This window comes from Micromonospora sp. NBC_00860, from assembly GCF_045207375.1.
In the GTDB taxonomy this organism is placed as follows: domain Bacteria; phylum Actinomycetota; class Actinomycetes; order Mycobacteriales; family Micromonosporaceae; genus Micromonospora; species Micromonospora vinacea.
In genome coordinates this window covers 6,021,032-6,041,136 of sequence record NZ_CP108825.1, presented here as the reverse complement: position 1 = coordinate 6,041,136, position 20,105 = coordinate 6,021,032, and the positions used below count along the sequence as shown (strand labels likewise).

19 protein-coding genes and 1 tRNA gene are annotated in these 20,105 nt (G+C 70.7%); 12 read left to right on the top strand and 8 right to left on the bottom strand.

All coding sequences use genetic code 11. The features are described from left to right. Window positions 1-542: 542 nt before the first annotated feature. From OH804_RS27860 to OH804_RS27850, 3 genes are all read left to right on the top strand, one after another. Window positions 543-1,424: a helix-turn-helix transcriptional regulator gene (locus OH804_RS27860; protein ID WP_091396372.1), complete on the top strand. Its 882-nt coding sequence runs from the start codon at window positions 543-545 to the stop codon at window positions 1,422-1,424. Further along, complete coding sequence (locus OH804_RS27855; RefSeq protein ID WP_130405931.1) at window positions 1,394-1,615, top strand: DUF397 domain-containing protein; 222 nt, start codon at window positions 1,394-1,396, stop codon at window positions 1,613-1,615. Before OH804_RS27860 ends, OH804_RS27855 begins: the two co-directional genes overlap by 31 nt. Window positions 1,616-1,820: 205 nt before the next feature. Further along, window positions 1,821-2,219 (top strand): hypothetical protein, encoded by a 399-nt coding sequence (locus OH804_RS27850; RefSeq protein ID WP_196920413.1) that lies wholly within the window; start codon window positions 1,821-1,823, stop codon window positions 2,217-2,219. On the opposite strand, the gene OH804_RS27845 is transcribed toward OH804_RS27850, so the two are convergent. Further along, window positions 2,187-2,786 carry a hypothetical protein gene (locus OH804_RS27845; RefSeq protein ID WP_406060503.1) on the bottom strand — a complete coding sequence of 200 codons (600 nt, stop codon included), beginning with the start codon at window positions 2,784-2,786 and terminating at the stop codon, window positions 2,187-2,189. The two genes, OH804_RS27850 and OH804_RS27845, sit on opposite strands and share 33 nt — an antisense overlap. Window positions 2,787-3,002: 216 nt before the next feature. On the opposite strand from OH804_RS27845, the gene OH804_RS27840 reads away from it, so the two are divergent. Continuing rightward, complete coding sequence (locus tag OH804_RS27840) at window positions 3,003-4,559, top strand: S8 family serine peptidase (RefSeq protein WP_196920415.1); 1,557 nt, start codon at window positions 3,003-3,005, stop codon at window positions 4,557-4,559. 69 nt (window positions 4,560-4,628) lie between these two features. On the opposite strand, the gene OH804_RS27835 is transcribed toward OH804_RS27840, so the two are convergent. The 3 genes from OH804_RS27835 to OH804_RS27825 form a co-directional block, all read right to left on the bottom strand. Beyond that, the gene (locus OH804_RS27835) at window positions 4,629-5,435 is read right to left on the bottom strand and encodes a WecB/TagA/CpsF family glycosyltransferase (protein WP_196920416.1); all 807 of its coding nucleotides are present in this window, start codon (window positions 5,433-5,435) and stop codon (window positions 4,629-4,631) included. Continuing rightward, a complete protein-coding gene (locus OH804_RS27830; RefSeq protein ID WP_406060500.1) occupies window positions 5,432-6,547 on the bottom strand; it encodes an NAD-dependent epimerase/dehydratase family protein in 1,116 nt (371 codons plus the stop codon). Before OH804_RS27830 ends, OH804_RS27835 begins: the two co-directional genes overlap by 4 nt. Window positions 6,548-6,611: 64 nt before the next feature. Further along, window positions 6,612-6,697 (bottom strand) — tRNA-Leu (locus tag OH804_RS27825). A gap of 206 nt (window positions 6,698-6,903) precedes the next feature. Here OH804_RS27825 and OH804_RS27820 point away from each other — a divergent pair. From OH804_RS27820 to OH804_RS27785, 8 genes are read left to right on the top strand one after another with little or no spacing between them, the layout of a single operon-like run. Then, window positions 6,904-7,692 carry a DUF3662 and FHA domain-containing protein gene (locus OH804_RS27820; protein ID WP_007454122.1) on the top strand — a complete coding sequence of 263 codons (789 nt, stop codon included), beginning with the start codon at window positions 6,904-6,906 and terminating at the stop codon, window positions 7,690-7,692. Between the two features lie 6 nt (window positions 7,693-7,698). Then, window positions 7,699-8,184, top strand: a complete 486-nt coding sequence (locus OH804_RS27815; RefSeq protein WP_030487599.1) for an FHA domain-containing protein — start codon at window positions 7,699-7,701, stop codon at window positions 8,182-8,184. Beyond that, a complete protein-coding gene (locus OH804_RS27810) occupies window positions 8,181-9,662 on the top strand; it encodes a PP2C family protein-serine/threonine phosphatase (RefSeq protein WP_406060497.1) in 1,482 nt (493 codons plus the stop codon). The genes OH804_RS27815 and OH804_RS27810 overlap by 4 nt, the downstream gene beginning before the upstream one ends. 30 nt (window positions 9,663-9,692) lie before the next feature. Continuing rightward, window positions 9,693-11,186 carry an FtsW/RodA/SpoVE family cell cycle protein gene (locus OH804_RS27805; protein WP_406060495.1) on the top strand — a complete coding sequence of 498 codons (1,494 nt, stop codon included), beginning with the start codon at window positions 9,693-9,695 and terminating at the stop codon, window positions 11,184-11,186. Next, window positions 11,183-12,688 carry a peptidoglycan D,D-transpeptidase FtsI family protein gene (locus OH804_RS27800; protein ID WP_406060493.1) on the top strand — a complete coding sequence of 502 codons (1,506 nt, stop codon included), beginning with the start codon at window positions 11,183-11,185 and terminating at the stop codon, window positions 12,686-12,688. The genes OH804_RS27805 and OH804_RS27800 overlap by 4 nt, the downstream gene beginning before the upstream one ends. Window position 12,689: 1 nt before the next feature. Next, the gene (locus tag OH804_RS27795; protein WP_406060491.1) at window positions 12,690-14,099 is read left to right on the top strand and encodes a protein kinase domain-containing protein; all 1,410 of its coding nucleotides are present in this window, start codon (window positions 12,690-12,692) and stop codon (window positions 14,097-14,099) included. Beyond that, a complete protein-coding gene (gene pknB / locus OH804_RS27790) occupies window positions 14,096-15,910 on the top strand; it encodes a Stk1 family PASTA domain-containing Ser/Thr kinase (RefSeq protein WP_406060489.1) in 1,815 nt (604 codons plus the stop codon). Before OH804_RS27795 ends, pknB begins: the two co-directional genes overlap by 4 nt. A 19-nt stretch (window positions 15,911-15,929) precedes the next feature. Further along, the gene (locus tag OH804_RS27785) at window positions 15,930-16,625 is read left to right on the top strand and encodes a vancomycin high temperature exclusion protein (protein ID WP_406060486.1); all 696 of its coding nucleotides are present in this window, start codon (window positions 15,930-15,932) and stop codon (window positions 16,623-16,625) included. Between the two features lie 49 nt (window positions 16,626-16,674). Here OH804_RS27785 and OH804_RS27780 read toward each other — a convergent pair whose 3' ends face one another. The 4 genes from OH804_RS27780 to OH804_RS27765 are packed head-to-tail and all read right to left on the bottom strand — an operon-like array spanning window position 16,675 to window position 20,105. Next, on the bottom strand, window positions 16,675-17,325 hold the full coding sequence (locus OH804_RS27780; protein WP_406060484.1) for an aminodeoxychorismate/anthranilate synthase component II: 651 nt from the start codon (window positions 17,323-17,325) through the stop codon (window positions 16,675-16,677). Window positions 17,326-17,327: 2 nt separating this feature from the next. After that, window positions 17,328-17,609, bottom strand: a complete 282-nt coding sequence (locus OH804_RS27775) for a hypothetical protein (RefSeq protein WP_196920425.1) — start codon at window positions 17,607-17,609, stop codon at window positions 17,328-17,330. 4 nt (window positions 17,610-17,613) lie between these two features. Next, window positions 17,614-19,308, bottom strand: a complete 1,695-nt coding sequence (locus tag OH804_RS27770) for a class E sortase (RefSeq protein WP_406060482.1) — start codon at window positions 19,306-19,308, stop codon at window positions 17,614-17,616. Beyond that, a complete protein-coding gene (locus OH804_RS27765; RefSeq protein ID WP_196920427.1) occupies window positions 19,305-20,105 on the bottom strand; it encodes a DUF881 domain-containing protein in 801 nt (266 codons plus the stop codon). Before OH804_RS27765 ends, OH804_RS27770 begins: the two co-directional genes overlap by 4 nt.

Genomic DNA, 20,105 nt, shown 5'->3' with positions numbered 1-20,105 from the left:
CTCGTGAACCGGTGGTGCGGATGGCGGTGGTCGGGCCGTACCCCGCTGGTGACGTGCCGCCACCCGACCACCACCCGGTTGCTTCCGGGAACCGCGCCCGCCGCCGCAGCTTGCCGGCTTGCAGCGGCGGGGTCCTTACCCCGGAGCAGGTCGCGTTGTCGTGGGCCGGGCCCGCGCCGTGCCCGGCTTCCCCGCAGCGGTGGGGTCACCACTCCGAGGGACCGGACGGAGACGCTGAGTGATCCGAGCCATACGGACAGAGTGCATCAGGGACGTGCTTCATGCAAGTTGCACGTCGACTTTTGCCGATACGTGAGCGTGTCGCGCGAAAGGCCTATTGAAGCCATCCGCGTCCGGGCGGCACACTGAGGGCGGTTTCGCCCGTCGCGGCCGGCCGAGGACCGGCACCACCCCCCTCGTCGCGAACGCTCGCCGGTCGACGGTCGCGCCCCCGGCGGGTGTCACCAGTGGCGCGTTACCGGAGGTAGCCCGAGTGGGGTCGAGCAGCCAGCGGCGGGGACCAGTGACTCACGGGTTGCGCGATGAGTGAGCGGCGCAGTCCCACCATCAGACGGCGGCGGCTCGGGGCCGAGCTGCGCCGGCAGCGGGAGTCCGCCGGGATCACCATCGAGGTGGTCGCCGAACAGTTGGAGTGCTCGGCGTCGAAGGTCTCCCGGATCGAGACCGGGCACACCACGGCCACCCCACGCGACGTGCGGGACATGCTGCGGATCTACGGCGTGGTCGGCGCCGAGAGCGACGAGCTGGTGCAGATCGCCCGGGAGGCCCGCCAGAAGGGCTGGTGGCATCCGTACAGCACGGTGCTCGTCGGCGCGTACGTCGGGCTGGAGGCGGCGGCGAGTTCGATCCGGGCGTACGAACAGCAGGTCGTTCCGGGTCTTCTGGAGACCGAGGAGTACGCCGGGGCCATGATCCGCGCCGCCCGTCCGGACTTCACAGCCGATCAGGTGCATCAAAGAGTGCGTGTCCGTCTGGGCCGTCAGTCGTTATTGACCCAGGACGATCCGGTCGATCTGTGGGTGGTGCTCGATGAGGCGGTGGTAAGTCGGCCGGTGGGCGGGGACGAGGTGATGCGCGGTCAACTCAAGCGGTTGGTCGAGGTGGCCGAGTTGCCGAACGTGACGCTGCAGATCCTGCCCTTCGAGGTGGGTGCGCATGCCGGCATGGACGGCACGTTCACGATCCTCAGCTTCCCTGAGCCCGGTGATCCGGATGTTGTGTACGCGGAGAACGCCACGGGTGGGCTCTTCCTCGAGAAGAGCGACGAACTACAGAAGTACAGCTTCATCTTCGATCACATCCGCGCTGCGGCCATACGTCCGGAGGAGTCCGTCGCACACATCGCAAAACTGGCAGAGGAGCCGTTGTGGAAATGGCGACCAAAAGGTTCCCCGTGGACCTGACGCAGGCAGCATGGTTCAAGAGCTCGAAGAGCGGGCCGAACTGTGACAACTGCGTGGAGGTGGCGTACGTGACGGGGGCGGTCGGAGTGCGGGACTCGAAGGACAAGGCGGGCCCCGCCCTGGTCTTCGCCCCGGGTGACTGGCACGCCTTCGTCGCCGGCACCCGGGGTGGTGTGTTCGGCGCGGTCTGACCGACTGGTCAGTGGAGTCCCCGCCCGGTTCGCCGGGCGGGGACTCTGCCGTGTCCGCAGGAGTGGTCGCGTCGCGGCCGGGGGTCGGAGAGGTTCCGTCCGGGATTCCCGTCGCCAGAGCGCCCCCGTCTCGTTGAACCGGTCGGTACGGCGCTTGTCGACGACCCGCCGCACCGACCCGCAACCGAGCGAGTAGGCGAGACGGATGACGACGATCGGCTCAGACAACCTCACCACCGGTCCGGCGAAGCCGGAACGGTTCGGTGGCAAGTACCGCGGCGCTCGTCGGGACACGGTTCTGACCGAGGTGGTCTCGACCGACCAGGAGTTGGGTGGGCGGGATGGCGCTTCCGAGACGACGGATCCTCCGCTCTCGCTGCCCTCGCTGGACCCGAACCCGCTGATCGAGCCGTCGTTCCCGCCGTCGGGCTGGCCGATGGAGCCGCCCCAGTCCCTGGCCGACCACCCGTTGCTGCGTGGTCTGCTGATGGAGTTGCCGCCGAAGGGCACCGTGCCCTCGCAGGACTGGCTGGACCGCTGGTTCGAGGCGACCAGGTCGATCCTGGAGTTGCTATACGTGCAGGGCGCCAGCCGTCCGCGTTGACGGCGCCGCGACGGGCTGGACCCGCTCGGCGAGGCGGTTGTGGCGGAGCGCGTGCCGGACCCCGATGGCGACCACGGCGAGCGCACCGACGGTGATCGCCGGCCCGGTGACACCGGGGTCGGCTCCGAGGTCGGCGCCTGCCGCCGCGATCAGCGCCGGCACCGTGGCCAACGCGGTGACCTGAAGTGGCAGCCCGACGAGCGGGTGGGCCGCGGCGGCGCGCAGGCCGTGCGGCGCGGGGGTGGCCGGGGCGCTGGCGAACGCGCCCGCACCGGCCCGCAGGCGGCGGATCCGCCGTACCGAGCAGACCGTCGCCACGAGCGCCGGGCCGGCGGCCAGGGTGAGCCCGGTGGCGGCCCGGTCGACCGGTGTGGCACCGGTGCTGAACAGCCCGCCGCCGAGCACGGCCGCGGTGAGCGCCACGCCGGTGACGGCCAGCACCAGCAACCATCCGGTACGCCGGCGCAGCATGCGGGTGTTGCGCAGTCGGGGTAGGCCGTCGGCAACGACGCCGGCGGCCAGCCAGACGGCGGCGACCGGAAGCAGGATGGTGAGCTGACTCTCCATGTTCGAGAGTCTTTCCCGAATCCCGGCGGGGCGAATCCGGGCCCGTCCCCCGTTCGTCCCGGACGCCGGGCCCGTAGGGGGTCATCACTCGAAGGTATGGACGTTTCGGCATGTTCAACTGCCGGAGCGCTGATCTACCCTCAGCTAGATCGGCAATTGTCGATTGATGTTGGGACTGGCGGTCACGTTCCGCCGCCGGTCAGAGGGAGGTAGGAGATGGGTCTTCCACGAAGGTCCGTGCTGATCGGGGTGGCCGCGGCGACCATGTTGGCCGTCGGCACCCCAGCCCTGGCCGCCGAACCCGAGGGTGTGGTTCGGGCCGCCGGCGGAGCCACCGCCGTGCCGGACAGCTACATCGTCGTACTCAAGGACAGCGCCGTGGCCCGGGACCGGGTCGGCGACACCGCGAAGCGGCTCTCCGGCCGTCACGGCGGCACTGTGGCCCGCACCTACGGCGCCGCGCTGCGCGGCTTCGAGGTCAAGGTGAGCGCCAGCGCGGCGGCGCGGATCGCGGCCGACCCGGCGGTGGCGTACGTCGAGCAGAACCACACCGTCTCGATCTCCGGCACGCAGGCCAACCCGCCCTCCTGGGGCCTCGACCGGATCGACCAGCGCAACCTGCCGTTGGACAGCTCCTACACCTACCCGAACACGGCGAGCAACGTGCACGCCTACATCATCGACACGGGCATCCGGTTCTCCCACAACGACTTCGGCGGCCGGGCCACCTCCGGCTACGACGCTGTCGACGGCGGGTCGGCCGACGACTGCAACGGGCACGGCACGCACGTGGCCGGCACCGTCGGCGGGTCCTCGTACGGCGTGGCCAAGGCCGTACAGCTCGTCGGCGTACGGGTGCTGAACTGCTCCGGCAGTGGCACCAACGCCGGTGTGATCGCCGGCGTCGACTGGGTCACCGCCAACGCGATCAAGCCGGCGGTGGCGAACATGAGCCTCGGCGGCGGCGCGAACACCTCACTGGACAACGCCGTCCGCAACTCGATCGCCTCGGGCGTCACGTACGGCCTCGCGGCCGGCAACGACAACGGTGCGAACGCCTGCAACACCTCGCCGGCGCGTACCACGGAAGCCATCACTGTGGGCTCGACGACCAGCTCGGACGCCCGGTCGTCGTTCTCCAACGTCGGCACCTGCCTGGACATCTTCGCGCCCGGCTCGTCGATCACCTCGGCCTGGTACAACAGCAACACCGCAACCAACACGATCAGCGGCACCTCGATGGCCACCCCGCACGTGGTCGGAGCGGCGGCCCTGGTGGCCAGCGCCAACCCGAGCTGGACCCCGGCTCAGGTCCGCAACCAACTGGTGGCCAACGCCACCCCCAACGTGGTGGGCAACCCCGGCTCGGGTTCGCCGAACCTGTTGCTCTACGTCGGCACCGGCACCACCCCGCCGCCGCCCACCGGCTGCACCGGCACCAACGGCACCGACGTGTCGATCCCGGACGCCGGCTCGGCGGTGACCAGCTCGATCACCATCTCCGGCTGCGGTCGCAACGCCTCCTCGACCTCCACCGTGGCGGTGAACATCGTGCACACCTACCGCGGCGACCTGGTCATCGACCTGCTCGCCCCGGACGGCAGCTCGTACCGGCTCAAGAACAGCAGCACCTCGGACAGCGCCGACAACGTGAACGCCACGTACACGGTCAACGTGTCCGGTGAGGCCGCCGACGGCATCTGGCGGCTTCAGGTGCGGGACACCTACTCGGTCGACACCGGCTACATCAACACCTGGACCCTGACCGTCTGACCGGTCTCCCACGACCGAGGCCCCACCCAAGCATCGCCGGGTGGGGCCTCGCGTCGTACGGATCGGGTTTCAGACCGAGAAGGTGGCCGGCCGCTCGGTGGCCGGCGCCGGCGGACGGGCCTTCCACAGGCCGACCTTCTGCGCGGCGAGCCGGCTCAGGTACGCCGGGTTGAGGATGACGTAGCGGCGCCAGAGCCGCTTCGGCTCCAGACCGAGACGCCAGAACCACTCCAGGCCGGCACGCTGCATCCACGGCGGAGGCTGGCGCAGCAGCCCGGCGTGGTAGTCGAAGGCCGCGCCGACAGCCATCAGCGGCATGTCGAGCAACGGCCGCATGGCGTACGCGAAGACCTCCTGGCGCGGGCAGCCGAGCCCGACCAGGACCAGCCGGGCACCGCTGGACCGGATCCGGTCGGCGATCTCGGCGTCCTCGCCGGGCTGGACGGCACGGAACTTGGACGGCTCCACCCCGGCGATCTTCAGCGCGGGGAACATCCGCTCCAGGGCCGGGATCAGCCGGGCGAGGGTCTCCTCGGTCGAGCCGTACAGGTAGACCGGCAGCCCCTCGTCGGCGAAGCGCGACAGCACGTGCAGTGTCAGGGTCGGCCCGTACACCCGGTCGTTGAGCCCGGCGTGGTGCAGCAGGTTGAGTGCCCACCGCACCGGCTGCCCGTCCGGCGTGACCACGTCGAAGGAGTTGAGCCGCGCGTTGTGCGCCGGGTCGAGCACCCCGGTCATCACACCGTGCACTGCCAACGCGGTCAGTGCGAGGGGACGCCGCTCGTGCGCGGCGGTCACCACCGCGTCGGTCGCCGTCGCGTAGTCGGTGGCGTCGACCAGGACGCCGAGCACGTTGCGCTTGGTCCGGGCGCTCATGACTGGGCCACCCACTTGTCCACGTTGGCCTCGTAGATTTCCCGCAGGATCATCGGCACGTCGTATGTGATCTTCCAGTCCGGATACTGCGCCTCGAACCGGGCCATGCTGCTGACGTACCACTGGTGGTCGCCGGTGCGGTTCTGCTCGACGTAGTTGATCTGCGCCTCGCGGCCGGTGATCTCCTCGGCGATCCGGAACGCCTCGATGTGGGAGGTGTTGGAGTGCCGGCCGCCACCGAGGTTGTAGACCTCCGCGGACCGCGGAGCCCGGAAGAACGCCTCGAACGCTGTCAACACGTCGTGCGAGTGGATCGCGTCCCGGACCATCTTGCCCTTGTAGCCGAAGAGGTTGTACGTCCGGCCCTCCATGACGCAGCGCATCAGGTAGGCCAGGAACCCGTGCAGCTCCGCCGCGGAGTGCGCCGGGCCGGTCAGGGTGCCACCCCGGAAGCAGGCGGTCTTCATGTCGAAGTAGCGCCCGTACTCCTGGACCATCACGTCCGCGGCGACCTTCGAGGCGCCGAAGACCGAGTGCAGCGAGTGGTCGATCGACATCTCTTCGGTGATGCCCTGGTACCAGCGGTGGTCCTCGGGCAGCTCGTACCGGGTCTCCAGCTCGGTGAGCGGCAGGCTGTTGGGCCGGTCGCCGTAGACCTTGTTTGTCGAGCAGTGGATGAACGGCGCGTCGATCGCGTGCCGGCGGGTGTTCTCCAGGATGTTGAGCGTGCCACCGGCGTTCACGTCGAAGTCCGTGTACGGCTCCTTGGCTGCCCAGTCGTGGCTCGGCTGGGCAGCGCTGTGGATCACCACGGCGATGTCCGAGCCGTACTTCTTGAACACCTGCTCCAGGCCGTCGCGGTCCCGGATGTCCACCGCGAAGTGGGTGTACGCGTTACCCAGGTCACGGCCGAGCCGTTCCAGACTCCATGAGGTGGAGCCGTCCTCGCCGAAGAAGTACCGGCGCATGTCGTTGTCGATGCCGACGACATCCAGACCGAGGCCGGCGAAATGCCGGACCGCCTCGGAGCCGATCAGACCACCCGACCCTGTCACCAACGCGACACTCACACGCCACTCCTGGTCCATCGGAGGCAGAATCCATCGGAGCATAGCGTGACGTCCAGCACGCCCCGATATGACGGAAGGGCCCCGCATCAAGCGGAGCCCTCGTCGGTGGTGGGGATGGGGGGAGTTGAACCCCCACGCCCTTTCGGGCACACGGACCTGAACCGTGCGCGTCTGCCATTCCGCCACATCCCCGTGGCACAACACGGAACACTCTAGCTGCCCGGCCCCGCTGTCTCCAACGGGCCCCGGGAATACTACGCTGTCCCTGGCGCTCGCCACGAGCGATTACCGTTCGTGGCGGACGAAAGATTAGCACGACAGTCCCGGCCCTTCCGAACGGGTCGAGAGCAGCCGGCCGAGCGGCGTGTGAGCTGCGCGCGCGCCGGCCGGATACCATCATGTCCTCGGGACCCGAGGAGGAGCCGGTGAGCGTGCTGCAACGCTTCGAGAAGCGTCTGGAAGGCCTGGTCGAAGGGGCCTTCGCCAAGGTCTTCAAAGGGGTGGTCCACCCCGTGGAGATCCTCAACGCCATGCAGCGGGAGGCCGAGGCGCACAAGGCGATCCTGGCCGGTGGGCGCACGTTGGTGCCCAACCGCTACGTGATCGATCTCTCGCCGTTCGACCACAGTCGGCTGGCGCCGTACGCCGCCGCGCTGGCCCAGGAGTTGGCCCAGTCGCAGGCGGAGTTCATCGGCGAGCAGGCGTGGACGGTCTACGGCGACGTGATCGTCGAGATCGAGCGAGGCGAGGGCCTGGACACGGGCATGTTCCGTGTCACGGCCGAGGTCTACACCGGTGGTGAGGTCGCCCCGGTGTCGGCACCCGGCTACGACGCCGGCCCGCCCGCCTACCCCGCGTACGACCAGGGCGGTGGCTACGGCCCGCCGCCCGGGCACGGTGGCGGTCGCAACGTGCGGCTGGTCTCCGGCGACGGTCGCACCTACCCCCTCCAGATGGGGTCGACGGTGATCGGTCGTGGCGACCAGGCCAACCTGCGCCTGCCCGACGTCGGCATCTCCCGCCGACACGCCCGGCTGGATTTCGACGGGGGCCAGGTCGTGCTGACCGATCTGGGTTCGACCAACGGCACCATGGTGAACGGGCAGCGGGTCTCCGCCGTCGCGCTCAACCCCGGTGACATGGTCCAGCTCGGTACGACGACGCTGACCTTCCGCGTGGACGGCTGACCTGCCTTGCCGGAACTGGTCATCACCGTTGCCCGGTTCGGGTTCCTGATCCTGCTGTGGATCTTCGTGTTCACGGTGGTCGGCGTGATCCGCCGGGACCTCTTCGCGGGCGCCCGGTCCGGTCGCCTGGTGGCCGCGCCGCGCGCGGTGGGCGCCTCGACGGGGCAGGCGGCCAAGCCAGCGAAGGTGAAGCGGGGCAGAGCTGCGCACCAACTGGTGGTGACGGCCGGTCAGCTGGCCGGCACCAAAATCACTCTCGGTGAAGCGCAGATCACCATCGGTCGGGCTGAAGACTCCACCCTGGTCATCACCGACGACTACGCCTCCGCGCGACACGCCCGGCTCGTGCCGCGTGAAGGGCAGTGGTACGTCGAGGATCTCGGCTCGACTAACGGCACGTACCTCGATCGCGCTAAGGTCTCCGGACCAACCCCCGTCCCCCTCGGCGTGCCGATCCGGATCGGCCGCACTTCCCTCGAATTACGGCCATGACTCTGACCCTGCGCTATGCGGCCCACAGCGACCGCGGTCTGATCCGAGACGGCAATCAAGACTCCGTCTACGCCGGGCCGCGGTTACTCGCCGTTGCCGACGGCATGGGCGGTATGGCCGCCGGTGACGTCGCCAGCAACATCGTCATCGGTGCCATGGCGCCGCTCGACGAGGACGTCCCGGGGGACGCTCTCGTCGATGCGTTGCGTTCGGCCGTGGGCACCGCCAACCAACAACTCCGCGACACGGTGGACGCCAACCCGCAGTTGGAGGGGATGGGCACCACGCTGACGGCGACCCTCTTCACCGGCAGCAAGCTGGGGATGGTCCACATTGGTGACTCGCGGGCCTATCTGCTGCGCAACGGCGAGTTCGCACAGATCACCAAGGACGACACGTACGTCCAGATGCTTGTCGACGAAGGCCGGATCAGCGCCGAGGAGGCGAGCAGTCACCCGCAGCGGTCGCTGCTGACCCGCGCCCTCGACGGTCGGGACATCGACCCGGAATACTCGGTCCGCCAGGTCATGCCCGGCGACCGGTACCTGATCTGCAGCGACGGCCTCTCGGGCGTGGTCAGCGCCGAGACCATCGGCGAGACCCTGCGGGAGTACGCCGACCCGCAGCAGTGCGTCGAGCGGCTGGTGCAGCTCGCGCTGCGCGGTGGTGGGCCGGACAACATCACGGTGATCATCGCCGACGCCACGGATCAGGACATCGTCGAGGCGACCCCGATCGTGGGTGGCGCCGCCGCCCGGGACCGGGGCATGGCGACCTCCGCAGACGACTCGACTCCGGCCGCCCGGGCTTCGGCGCTCTCCGCGCCGCGCCCGGCCGCCCCCGAGGAGCCAGCGGCCGCCGAGGATGACGCCGACCGGCCGAAGAGACGCCCGGTCCGGACGGCCGCCATGGCGCTGGCCCTGCTGGTGATCGTCGGCGGTGCGGCGTTCGGTGGTTGGACGTACACCCAGCGGCAGTACTACGTGGGAGCCACCGAAGAGGGCCAGGTCGCCGTGTTCCGCGGTGTCCAGGGTCAGATCGCCGGGATGGACCTCTCCAGCGTGCACCGCCGCAGCGGCACCCGCCTGGACGACCTCACGGTCGCCGCACAGGACACCGTCAAGGTCGGTATCCGGGCCAAGAGTGAGCCGGACGCCGAGCGTCAGCTCGCCGAGCTGACCAGTGACACGCCGAGCAACCCCAACCTGAAGCCGCTCTGCCCGCTCGACCCGACAGTCACCGGGGGCAACACGCCCACGCCCACGCCGACACCGACCCCGATCGGTTCGACGCCGACCCCGAACGGCAGCCCGAGCGCCAACGTGTCGCCGACCCCCAGCAGGGTCGTCAGCGCGAGCCCGACCGTCGGTGCCACCACCGCTCTCGGTGGGGCCGGCGCGACCACCACACCCGACGTCACCTCCTCCGACTCGGCCCCGCCGGCGCTAGACCCAGCCGGTTGCCGGTCTCCTGAGTGAGCGTCGGCTGAGATTCTGAGGACTCCACCCGTGACCGTAGCGGCCACACCGGCACCCTCGCCCGCCACTGCGGGCGAGCAATCCGGCGTACGCCTGGCGCGGTCGCGCCGCAACGCCGAGCTGTCCCTGCTGTTGCTCGCGATGGTGCTGGTGGCCGCGTACGGGGCGACCGTCGAGGCGAACCTGCTGGACACGGTCACCCCGGACTTCTGGATGCCGGCCGCCGCGCTCGGCGCGGTCTTCCTCGGCCTGCACCTGGTCATCCGGTTCCTCGCGCCGTTCGCCGACCCGGCGCTGCTGCCGGCGGTGGCCCTGCTCAACGGGCTCGGGGTGGGCTTCCTGCGCCGGATCGACCTGGGCGACGCCCCGGTGGCCGAGCGGGAGAGCCTGGCCGTCTTCGCGGGGCAGGGCGGGCGCCAGCTGGCCTGGACGCTCGGTGCGGTGATCCTCGCCGCCGCCCTGCTCGCCATCATGCGCGACCACCGGTCGATCTCGCGGTACGCGTACACCCTGGGGTTGGCCGGCATCGTGCTGGTGATGATCCCGGCGGTGCTGCCGTCGAGCATCTCCGAGATCAACGGCGCGAAGCTGTGGGTCCGGGTGGGCAGCTTCTCCATCCAACCGGGTGAGTTCGCCAAGCTGGCGCTGCTGGTCTTCTTCGCCTACTACCTGGTGCGCAAGCGTGAGGTGCTGTCGTTGGCCAGCCGGCGCTTCCTCGGCATCGACTTCCCGCGCGGCCGCGACCTCGGCCCGGTGGTCGGCGTCTGGCTGATCAGCGTCCTGGTGCTGGTCTTCGAGAAGGACCTGGGCACCTCGCTGCTCTACTTCGGCATGTTCGTGGTGACGCTCTACATCGCCACCGAACGGGTCAGTTGGCTGCTGATCGGCCTGGTCCTCTTCTTCGGCGGCGCGTACCTCGCCTACGTCCTCGGCTCGACTGTCGGTGGGCCGTTCGCCAACTTCTACGTGCGGGCGGAGATCTGGCTCGACCCGTTCGCCGACCCGACCGACAAGGGCTACCAACTCGTGCAGGGCCTGCTGGCCCTGGGCACGGGTGGGCTCTTCGGTGCGGGGCCGGGCGGCGGTCAGCCGGACATCCTGCCGGAGGTGCAGAACGACTTCATCTTCGCCGGCATCGGTGAGGAGATCGGCCTCTTCGGCCTCTCCGCGCTGCTTGTCGTCTACCTGCTCATCGTGGAGCGCGGGCTGCGCGCCGCGCTGGCGGTGCGGGACTCGTTCGGCAAGCTGCTCGCTGGCGGCCTCGCGTTCACCCTCGGCCTCCAGGTCTTCGTGATCGTCGGTGGGATCAGCAAGCTCATCCCGCTGACCGGTCAGACCACCCCGTTCCTGTCCGCCGGTGGGTCGTCGCTGATGGCCAACTGGCTGCTCGTCGCGGTGTTGCTGCGGGTCTCCGACGGCGCCCGCCGACCGGTGACCGGCGGCGGCGGCGGCAAGGCGGCCCGTCCCAGCGGTGGCCCGCCCGAGCAGTTGCACGGTGCTCCCACGGAGGTGATCAAGCCGTGAACGCACCCCTGCGCCGCGTCGGCGTCGTCGTCATGGTCCTGTTCGGCCTGCTCTTCGCGAACCTCAACTGGATTCAGTTCCAGAAGGCCGACGAGTACCGCACCAGCGACTACAACGGTCGGGTCCAGGTTGCCGACTACAAGCGCAAGCGCGGCAACATCGAGGCGGGCGGCACCGCGTTGGCCACCAGCAAGGAGACGACCGGCAAGCTGAAGTTCCTGCGCACCTATCCCAGCGGCGCCAAGTACGCCCACGTGCTCGGCTACAAGCCGGTCAACCTGGCCGACCAGGGCATCGAGCAGGTGGAGAACGACTTCCTGGCCGGCACCAGCGACCAGCTGATCGGCGACCGGTTGAAGGACATGTTCACCGGCGACGACACCGGCGGCGGCAACGTGCTGCTCACGCTCTCCAAGAAGGCGCAGGACGCGGCGTACGACCAGCTGCGCAACAACGAGGTGGGTGCGAAGAGGGGCGCGGCGATCGCCATCGATCCGCGTACCGGCGCGATCCAGGCGCTGGTCTCCATGCCGAGCTTCGACCCGAACCCGCTGGCCAGCCACGACACCAACGAGGCAACCGCGGCGTACAACAAGCTGGAGAAGGACCCGGCCGAGCCGCTGAAGAACCGGGCGCTCTCCGAGACGCTACCGCCGGGCTCCACCTTCAAGATCGTGGTGGCGGCGGCGGCGCTGGAGAACGGCGTCACCAAGAGCACCCAGATCCCGGCGGGTCCCAGCTACACCGCGCCCACCTCGGGCACTCCGATCCGCAACGCCGCCGCCTCGATCTGCCCGGAGCGGCAGGTCACCCTGCTGGAGGCGGTCACCGAGTCGTGCAACACGGGCTTCGCCCAGCTCGGAGTGCGGCTCGGCGCGGAGACCGTCAAGGAGAAGGCCCGGCAGTTCGGCTTCGAGCAGGAGGACCTGACCGTCGGGCAGCTCGGCGAGGGCGGCCTGCCCACGGCGGCCAGTCGGACCGGGACAATGCAGAACCCGGACGGCAGCACCGACCCGGCCGCGCTGGCCCAGTCCTCGATCGGCCAGAACAACGTCCGGATGACGCCGCTCGAAGGCGCAATGATCGCCGGCTCGATCGCCAACAACGGCAGCCAGATGCGGCCGTATCTGGTGCGGCAGCTGCTCGCCCCGGACAGGACCACCAGCTACTACACAGCGAAGGCGCGAGAGCTGCGCCAGCCCGTCGAGCCGCAGGTCGCCACCGACCTGCGCGAGATGATGGTCAGCGTGGTCCGGAACGGCACCGGGGGGAAGGCCGCGATCAACGGCTACACGGTCGGCGGCAAGACCGGCACCGCCCAGTCCGCCCCGGACCGGCCCGACCACGGCTGGTTCATCGGCTTCGCCCTGGACAAGAACGGCAACCCGGTCTCCGCGGTCTGCGTGATGCTGGAGCAGGCCGGCCCCGGTGGCAGCAGCGAGGCCGCTCGGATCGCCGGTCAGATCATGAAGGCCGCCATCGCCGACCCAGGGGGTCGCTGACATGCTCAGCCCCGGCGTGCAGCTCGGCAACCGCTACCGTCTCGACGAGCGGATCGCCAGCGGCGGCATGGGCGACGTCTGGCGCGGCACCGACCAGGTGCTCGGCCGGACGGTCGCTGTGAAGAGCCTGCTCCCCGCCCTGCTCGACGACCCGGACTTCGGCGAGCGGTTCCGTGGCGAGGCCCGCACCATGGCCACCATCAACCACCCCGGCGTGGTGGACGTCTACGACTTCGGCAACGACCAGCAGATCGCCTTCCTGGTCATGGAGTACGTCGAGGGTGACGCCCTGTCGTCCACGTTGAGCCGGGTCGGCCGACTCACCCCGGCCCGGACGATGGCCCTCGTCGCGCAGGCCGCCGACGCGCTGCACGCCGCGCACGAGAAGGGCATCGTGCACCGCGACGTGAAGCCGGGCAACCTTCTCGTCCGGCCGAACGGCACGCTGGTGCTCACCGACTTCGGTATCGCCCGCTCCGACATGGTCGGCCAGCTCACCGCCGCCGGTTCGGTGCTCGGTACCGCCTCGTACATCTCGCCGGAGCAGGCCACCGGCGGCGTGGCCACCCCGGCGTCCGACGTGTACGCCCTCGGCGTGGTCGCCTACCAGTGCCTGGCCGGTCGGCGGCCGTTCGAGGGCGACAACCCCCTCGACATCGCGATGCGGCACGTCCGGGAGACGCCCCGGCCACTGCCGGCCGACATCCCTCCGCAGGTGCGCGCCCTGGTGGAGCGGGCGTTGGCCAAGGACCCTGCCGCCCGCTGGCCGAGCGCCGCCGCACTCGCCGGGGTCGCCCGTCAGCTCAAGGCCGCGCTCTCCCAGCAGGCCCGGGCCGCCGGCAACTCCGGCCCGGTCTCCGCGGCGCCCGCCTCACCCGCCGCGCCCGGCCGGGCCCAGGTGCCGCAGGCGCACCAGATGCGTCCGCCGACCGCCCGCCCGCCGGCGGCCGGGCCGCGGCCCACAGCGATCGCGCCCGCTCAACAGCCACGCCCCACCGCCGTCGCGCCGGCCGTCCAGCCCGCCCGGCCGCAGGGCGCACCGAACGGCTACCCGCGCGGCGCGGCAGCGGTGCCGTCCGGGCCGCCCCGGCAGGAACACCCGCCCGCGTACGCGCGACCGGCCAGCCCGGTGGCGCCGTCGCCCCAGCCCCAGCGGTCCCGGCCCGGAATGGTGCTCCTCGCCATCCTGCTGGCCGTGCTGGTCCTGCTCTGCTCGGGCGTGATTTCCTACAACCTACGGAAGCAGTCGCAGGCCGGTGTATCCGCCGGGCTGACGCCGCGCACCGTGGCGTCCGGCGCGCTACGACTCGACCGACGCGACGATCCGACCTGGACGTCGTACCGTCGAGATGTACGACTCCAGCCGGGCAACGGCGGGACGACGACGAGCGAAGGACGACAGACGCGATGACAGCGCAGGCCCGCCTGCTCGGTGGCAGGTACCAGGTCGGCGAGCTGCTCGGCTATGGCGGCATGGCCGAGGTGCACCGTGGTCGCGACCTCCGGCTCGGTCGGGACGTCGCGATCAAGATGCTCCGCACCGACCTCGCCCGGGACGCGACGTTCCAGATGCGGTTCCGTCGGGAGGCGCAGAACGCCGCCTCGCTCAACCACCCGGCCATCGTGGCGGTCTACGACACCGGCGAGGAGACCGCGCCGACCGGTGAGACGCTGCCGTTCATCGTCATGGAGTTCGTGAACGGGCGGACCTTGAAGGAGGTCCTCGGCGCCGAGGGGCGACTGCAACCGCGTCGTGCGCTGGAGATCTGCGCCGACATGTGCGCCGCCCTGGAGTTCAGCCACCGGCACGGGATCATCCACCGGGACATCAAGCCCGGCAACGTGATGCTCACCCAGACCGGCCAGGTCAAGGTGATGGACTTCGGCATCGCCCGGGCGCTGGCCAGCGGTGCGACCACAATGACCCAGACCAGCGCGGTCATCGGCACGGCCCAATACCTTTCACCGGAGCAGGCACGCGGCGAGGCCGTCGACGCCCGCTCCGACGTGTACGCGGCCGGTTGCGTGCTCTTCGAGCTGGTCTGCGGGCACCCGCCGTTCGTCGGGGACAGCCCGGTCAGCGTTGCCTACCAGCACGTACGGGAGACGCCGCCCACGCCGAGCGACATCAACCCGGACGTCACCCCGGCCGTCGACGCGATCGTGCTCAAGGCGCTGTCGAAGAACCCGCTCAACCGCTACCAGAGCGCCGGCGAGATGCGTGCCGACCTGCTCCGCGCCGCCGCCGGCCGGCCCGTGCTGGCCACTCCGGTGCTGCGCGAGGCGGAGACGGTGGCGATGGCCCCGGCCGGCGGTGGGGGCGGCTATCCGGCTCCCGGCCGTGGGCCGCAGACCGGGCAGATCCCGGCCCGGGTGGGCGATCCGCGTCAGCGCAAGGCGTCCTCCTGGCTGATCGCGATGTTCAGCGCGGTCGGTGTGCTGGCGGTGATCGCCCTGGTCGCCGCCCTGCTCTGGAACATGCAGGGCAAGGACCTGAAGTCGGTGCCCACCCTCACCGGCAAGACCCAGGCCATCGCGGTCACCGAGATCAACAACCTCGGATTCAAGCCGCAGGTCGGCGAGGCGGTCTTGGCGAACGACTGCACCAAGGGCACCGTCGCCAAGCAGAGTCCTGCGCCGGGCACCCAGCTGAAGCCGGCAGACACGGTGACCATCCAGATCTGCGACGGCAAGCCGGACGTGAAGATCCCCCCTGGCCTGGTCAACTCCCAGATCGAGAACGTGAAGCGCCAACTCGATGACCTCGGGTTGCGGGTCGAAGAGAAGCCGGTTGACAACCCCGCTCAGGAGGGGATCGTCATCAAGGTGTCTCCGCCGTCGGGGACGACTGTGGCGCCGGACAGCAAGGTTGTCGTCGAGGTCTCCCGGGGCAACGTCAACAAGGTGCCCAACGTGGTCAATTCCACTCGGGACGAGGCCGCCGAGGAGCTCCGCGAGGCGGGCTACAAGGTCTCGTTCAAGGACGGAGAGGAAGTGCCGGCCGATCAGGCCGGGCGGGTCCAGAAGCAGAACCCGGTGGGGGGCACCGAACTGGCCAGGAACAAGACGGTCACCATCGAGATCGGCATTCCCGAGCCGGAGACTGACCCGACGCCCACCGTGACGCCGACGGTCACGCCGACGGGCACGCCGACAACTCCCGGCAACGGAGGCGGCATCGGTCTGCCGTTCCCGCCCCCGCCGAGCCGGCCCCAGGACTAGGCCACCGCCGGGCATCGGCATGACCGAGTCCGAAGCGTCCCCGGTCGGGGCGGTACGGCGGTGGCCTCGACGCCTCCGCCGCCTGGCCCTCGCAGGCCTCGTCCTGCTGGTGCTCGCCAGCTCCCCGTGGCTGTGGACGACCCTCGCGGCACGCGGCCACCTGTACGACGCCACCGACGCGCCGGCCGCCGACGTGGTGATCGTGCTCGGCACCGAGGTGGCGGCCGATCGGCAGCGGCCGGGTGACCGTCTCGCCGGCCGCCTGGACACCGCCGCCGAGCTGGTGGCCAACGGGCGGGCCACTGTCGTCCTCGTGTCGGGCGACGGCGGGGGCGCGTCCGGTGACGAGCCGACGGTGATGACGACGTACCTTGCCGAGCGCGGTGTCGACAGGCGTCGGGTGGTGGCCGACCCGTTCGGCCTGGACACCTACGACAGCTGCGCGAGAGCCCGCGAGGTGTACGGCGTCGAGCGAGCCCTGATCGTCACCCAGTCCTACCACCTGTCCAGGGCCGTGACGCTGTGCCGGCATCTGGGCCTGGACGTCGACGGGGTGACCGCCCGCTGCGACGGTTGCGGTGCCGCCCTGCTCGCCGAGAAGTCGGTTCGGGACTACTTCGCCAGCGGCAAGGCGGCCTGGGACGCCGTGCGCGGCCGGCCGCCAGCGGTGCGCTCGCCAGCGGACCCCGCGATCCAGAACGCGCTGCGGGGCTGACCCGCGCGGCACCCGACGTTCCGGTGACCGGGCCCTGACGTCTCGCCGGTCAGGTGGTGGCGAAGGCCGCGCGACGACGGGCGTCGACCTCGGCGGCCAGCGCGGGAGCGCGCTCCAGCGCCTCGGGGTGACCGCAACTGGCCAGCCAGTTGGCCAGCATGAGGTGACCGCCCTCGGTGAGCACCGACTCCGGGTGGAACTGGACGCCCTCAATGGGCAGCGTCCGGTGCCGCATCGCCATCACCACGCCGGAGCCGGTCCAGCCGGTGACCTCCAGCTCGTCCGGGAGGGTCTCGGGCAGCACCGCGAGGGAGTGGTACCGGGTGGCGGTGAACGGGTCGGGCAGGCCAGCGAGTACGCCGGCCGAGTGGTGCCGTACCTCGGAGGTCTTTCCGTGCAGCAGCTCCGGGGCGCGCGTCACTGTCGCCCCGAACGCCTCACCGATGGCCTGGTGGCCGAGGCAGACACCGAAGATCGGCAGTTGGCCCGCGTACTCCCGGATGACGTCCAGGCAGATGCCGGCCCGGTCCGGGCTGCCCGGCCCGGGTGAGAGCAGGACGCCGTCCGCGCCGACAGTGCCCACCTCGGCGACGTCGATCTCGTCGTTGCGGCGGACCTCGCAGTCCACGCCGAGTTGGCCCAGATACTGCACCAGGTTGAAGACGAACGAGTCGTAGTTGTCGATCACCAGGACGCGCATGGTCACCTGCTCGGGGAGGGAGGCGCGGGGTTGTTCTGGTCAGTGTCGTACGGCAGTTCGTGCTCGTCGCCGGCCGGGGTCTCCCCGGTCACCGGGTCGCCGCCGCCACCAGTCTCGGCGGGTACGCCGGACTCGACCTGCACGTCGTCGAAGGGCAGCAGGGGCTCTGCCCACGGGAAGGCGACGTACCAGAGCAGGGCCACAGTGGTGGCGACCAGCAGCACCGAGCCGGTCAACTTCCCGATCACACCGAACGGCAGCTTGCGCCAGATGAACGCGTACATCGGGTCAGCCTCCCAGCTCCGCCGGGCGGCCAGCGGACTTGGGTTGGGTACGGTCGAGTTCGGCGTGGATGATCAGCCGCTGGTAGTTGTCGAACTTCGGGTTGCATGTGGTGAGGGTGAGCATCCGCTTGGTCGCCTTCTTGTCCGGCTCGCCGGGCACCGGCGCCACCACCTCGACCTGGGTCGGCCGGACGATGCGGGACTGCGACACCCGGTAGACGTACCAGTCGGTCTTGCTCTCGACCACGATCGGGTCGCCCTCGTCCAGCTCGTCGAGTCGCCAGAAGGTGGCCCGGTTGCGGTGGCCTGCGACGGAGAAGTTGCCGACCTGACCGGGGAGCGCGCTGGTCGGGTAGTGGCCGGGGGCGAAGCGGATGTCCTGCTGGGTGACCCCCTCGACGACGACCCAGTTCTTGTCGAGCTTGGGGATGTAGAGGCCCGCGAGCGGCTTGCCGCGTACCGGTGGGGAGGGTTTGACGCTCGGGCCCACCGACGGGGCGACAGTGGGGTCGTCGGTGGGGCCCCACGCCTGAGCCAGCTCGTTGTTGAGGTCGTTCTGGTGGGCGTCGACGATGGCCGACTTGCCCCAGACCTCGTAGCCGGCGAAGAGCAGGACCACCAGGCCGAAGGTGATCAGGACCTCGCCGGTGACCCGGACACCGGTACGTAGGCGCGAGCCGAACGACGGGCGGGTGAGCTCGGAGTAGACACTCTTGTAGCCCTCGCCGGTCTGCTCGGGCCGGAGTTGGACCACCCGCTCGCCGCGCCGGGGTTGGGGAGGGTCGGCCGGGTTGCCGCCGGTCGGCTCGTCGGGTACCGCCGTGCGGGGGACGGCACCCATCAACGCGGTCGAGTCCATTGTCGGCGGCCTGGTGGCGGGTGTGGCGGGCACTGCCGGAATCAGCGCGGTGGCGGCCGGGTCCGCGAGGGGGTTCCCTCCAGCGCTTGGCGGGACCCGACTCGGCCCGGTCGGCGGAACGCGGCTCGGCCCGGCCGCTGCGACACGGTCGGGGGCGGCCGGGGAGACCGGGGAGCCGGCGGGCCGGGCGGGCCGGGCGGTGACCTGCGGAATGTACGCGGTCGGCGAGTCGGCCAGCGGCGGCGTCGAGGGGCCGGAGGAGACCGGCCGGCTGGGGTCACCGGAGGCCGTCGGCCGGGTCGGCATGCCGCCGGCCGCGGCGGGTCGGGTCGGCGCGGCACCCGGTGGGCTGCCGGCCGTCGACGGCCGGCTCGGCGCGGCACCCGGTGGGTTGCCGGTGGTCGGCGGTCGCGTCGGGGCGGCGCTGGGCGTGGTCGGTCGGGTGGACGCGGCGCTGGGCGCGGGGGGTCGGGTCGGGGCGTTGCCGGGGACAGCGGGCCGAATCGGACCCTGGTTGGTGGCGGTCGGACGGCCGGGGGTGGTCGCGGGGGGAACCCCGGCGCCGCCGTGCGGGCCCTGCCCGGCAGTTGCGGCGCCCGGCCAGGGCGGCGGCGCTTCGACGCCCGGGCGGCCCGGGGTCTCGGTCGGCTCGGGTCGAGTGGCGCTCGGCCGCGTCGGCTGCTCGGCTCGCGGTGGGTGCAGCACCGGCTCGGGCCAGTTGCCGGCCGGGGCAGGTCGGCCGGGGGTCGACTCGGGCCTGTCGAACTTGGGCAGGAAGGCGGTCGGCTCGTCGGTCTGGTCCCGGTGTCGCCCGTCGCGACGCTCGTCCGGCCCGCTCACTTGGGCACCGTAGCCGAGCGCAGAGCGGTGGAATCCTCGAATGCGGGAACTCGCACCGTGGAGACCGTCTCGTTGTAGCCGAGCTGGTAGTCGTCGACCGCGTCCTTGAACAACCGGACTCCCTGAGAGCTGGCGAGTGCCTGCTGGAGGGCAGCGGGATCGCCGATTGCTACGATCTTGAACGGTGGGGAGTACACCCGGCCGTGGAGTAGCAGGGTGTTACCGACGCAGCGTACCGCGCTGGTGCTGAGCACGCGGACGTTCATGATTGACATGGCCTCGGCGCCGCCGGCCCAGAGTGCGTTGACCACCGCCTGCACGTCCCCCTGATGCACCACCAGGTCGTCGTTGCTGGCGTCCGACTGTGTCTGGTCGAGCTGTGGGGCGTCGTTCAGTTCGACGGTGACCCCGGACCCGGCGAGGGCGGTGAACCCGGCGTCCTGGAGGCTGCCCCGGGCGCGATTCTGCTGATCCTTGATCGGGACGTCCGAGCCGGCCAGCGTGTTGGTCCGCTGCTCGACCTCGCCGCGCAGCGTGGCGGCGCGCCGTTCGCTGGCGGCCACCTGCTCGCGTCGGTCCTCGATGAGCTGGTTGAGCTGGGGTCGCCGGTCCTCCCGGAGCGCGGTGCCGCCCGCTGTGGTCGCGGTGGTGGTGAAGAGCAAGCCGGCCGCCGCGGCGATCAGGGGCACCCCGATCGACCAGCCCGGACGGCGTTGACGCGGTCGCCGGGGCAGCAGCCCGGCGGCGGCCCGTCGGAGGACCTTCTGCCAGGAGGTTGCGCCGGATGTGTACTCCAC

What these genes read in the sequence shown, in the direction of transcription:
- OH804_RS27780 (WP_406060484.1), bottom strand. Translation starts at nt 17,325, where the DNA reads ATGCGCGTCCTGGTGATCGACAACTACGACTCGTTCGTCTTCAACCTG.
- OH804_RS27850 (WP_196920413.1), top strand. Translation starts at nt 1,821, where the DNA reads ATGACGACGATCGGCTCAGACAACCTCACCACCGGTCCGGCGAAGCCG.
- OH804_RS27810 (WP_406060497.1), top strand. Translation starts at nt 8,181, where the DNA reads ATGACTCTGACCCTGCGCTATGCGGCCCACAGCGACCGCGGTCTGATC.
- OH804_RS27845 (WP_406060503.1), bottom strand. Translation starts at nt 2,786, where the DNA reads ATGGAGAGTCAGCTCACCATCCTGCTTCCGGTCGCCGCCGTCTGGCTG.
- OH804_RS27840 (WP_196920415.1), top strand. Translation starts at nt 3,003, where the DNA reads ATGGGTCTTCCACGAAGGTCCGTGCTGATCGGGGTGGCCGCGGCGACC.
- OH804_RS27835 (WP_196920416.1), bottom strand. Translation starts at nt 5,435, where the DNA reads ATGAGCGCCCGGACCAAGCGCAACGTGCTCGGCGTCCTGGTCGACGCC.
- OH804_RS27855 (WP_130405931.1), top strand. Translation starts at nt 1,394, where the DNA reads ATGGCGACCAAAAGGTTCCCCGTGGACCTGACGCAGGCAGCATGGTTC.
- OH804_RS27795 (WP_406060491.1), top strand. Translation starts at nt 12,690, where the DNA reads ATGCTCAGCCCCGGCGTGCAGCTCGGCAACCGCTACCGTCTCGACGAG.
- OH804_RS27820 (WP_007454122.1), top strand. Translation starts at nt 6,904, where the DNA reads ATGTCCTCGGGACCCGAGGAGGAGCCGGTGAGCGTGCTGCAACGCTTC.
- OH804_RS27775 (WP_196920425.1), bottom strand. Translation starts at nt 17,609, where the DNA reads ATGTACGCGTTCATCTGGCGCAAGCTGCCGTTCGGTGTGATCGGGAAG.
- OH804_RS27860 (WP_091396372.1), top strand. Translation starts at nt 543, where the DNA reads ATGAGTGAGCGGCGCAGTCCCACCATCAGACGGCGGCGGCTCGGGGCC.
- OH804_RS27785 (WP_406060486.1), top strand. Translation starts at nt 15,930, where the DNA reads ATGACCGAGTCCGAAGCGTCCCCGGTCGGGGCGGTACGGCGGTGGCCT.
- OH804_RS27830 (WP_406060500.1), bottom strand. Translation starts at nt 6,547, where the DNA reads ATGCTCCGATGGATTCTGCCTCCGATGGACCAGGAGTGGCGTGTGAGT.
- pknB (WP_406060489.1), top strand. Translation starts at nt 14,096, where the DNA reads ATGACAGCGCAGGCCCGCCTGCTCGGTGGCAGGTACCAGGTCGGCGAG.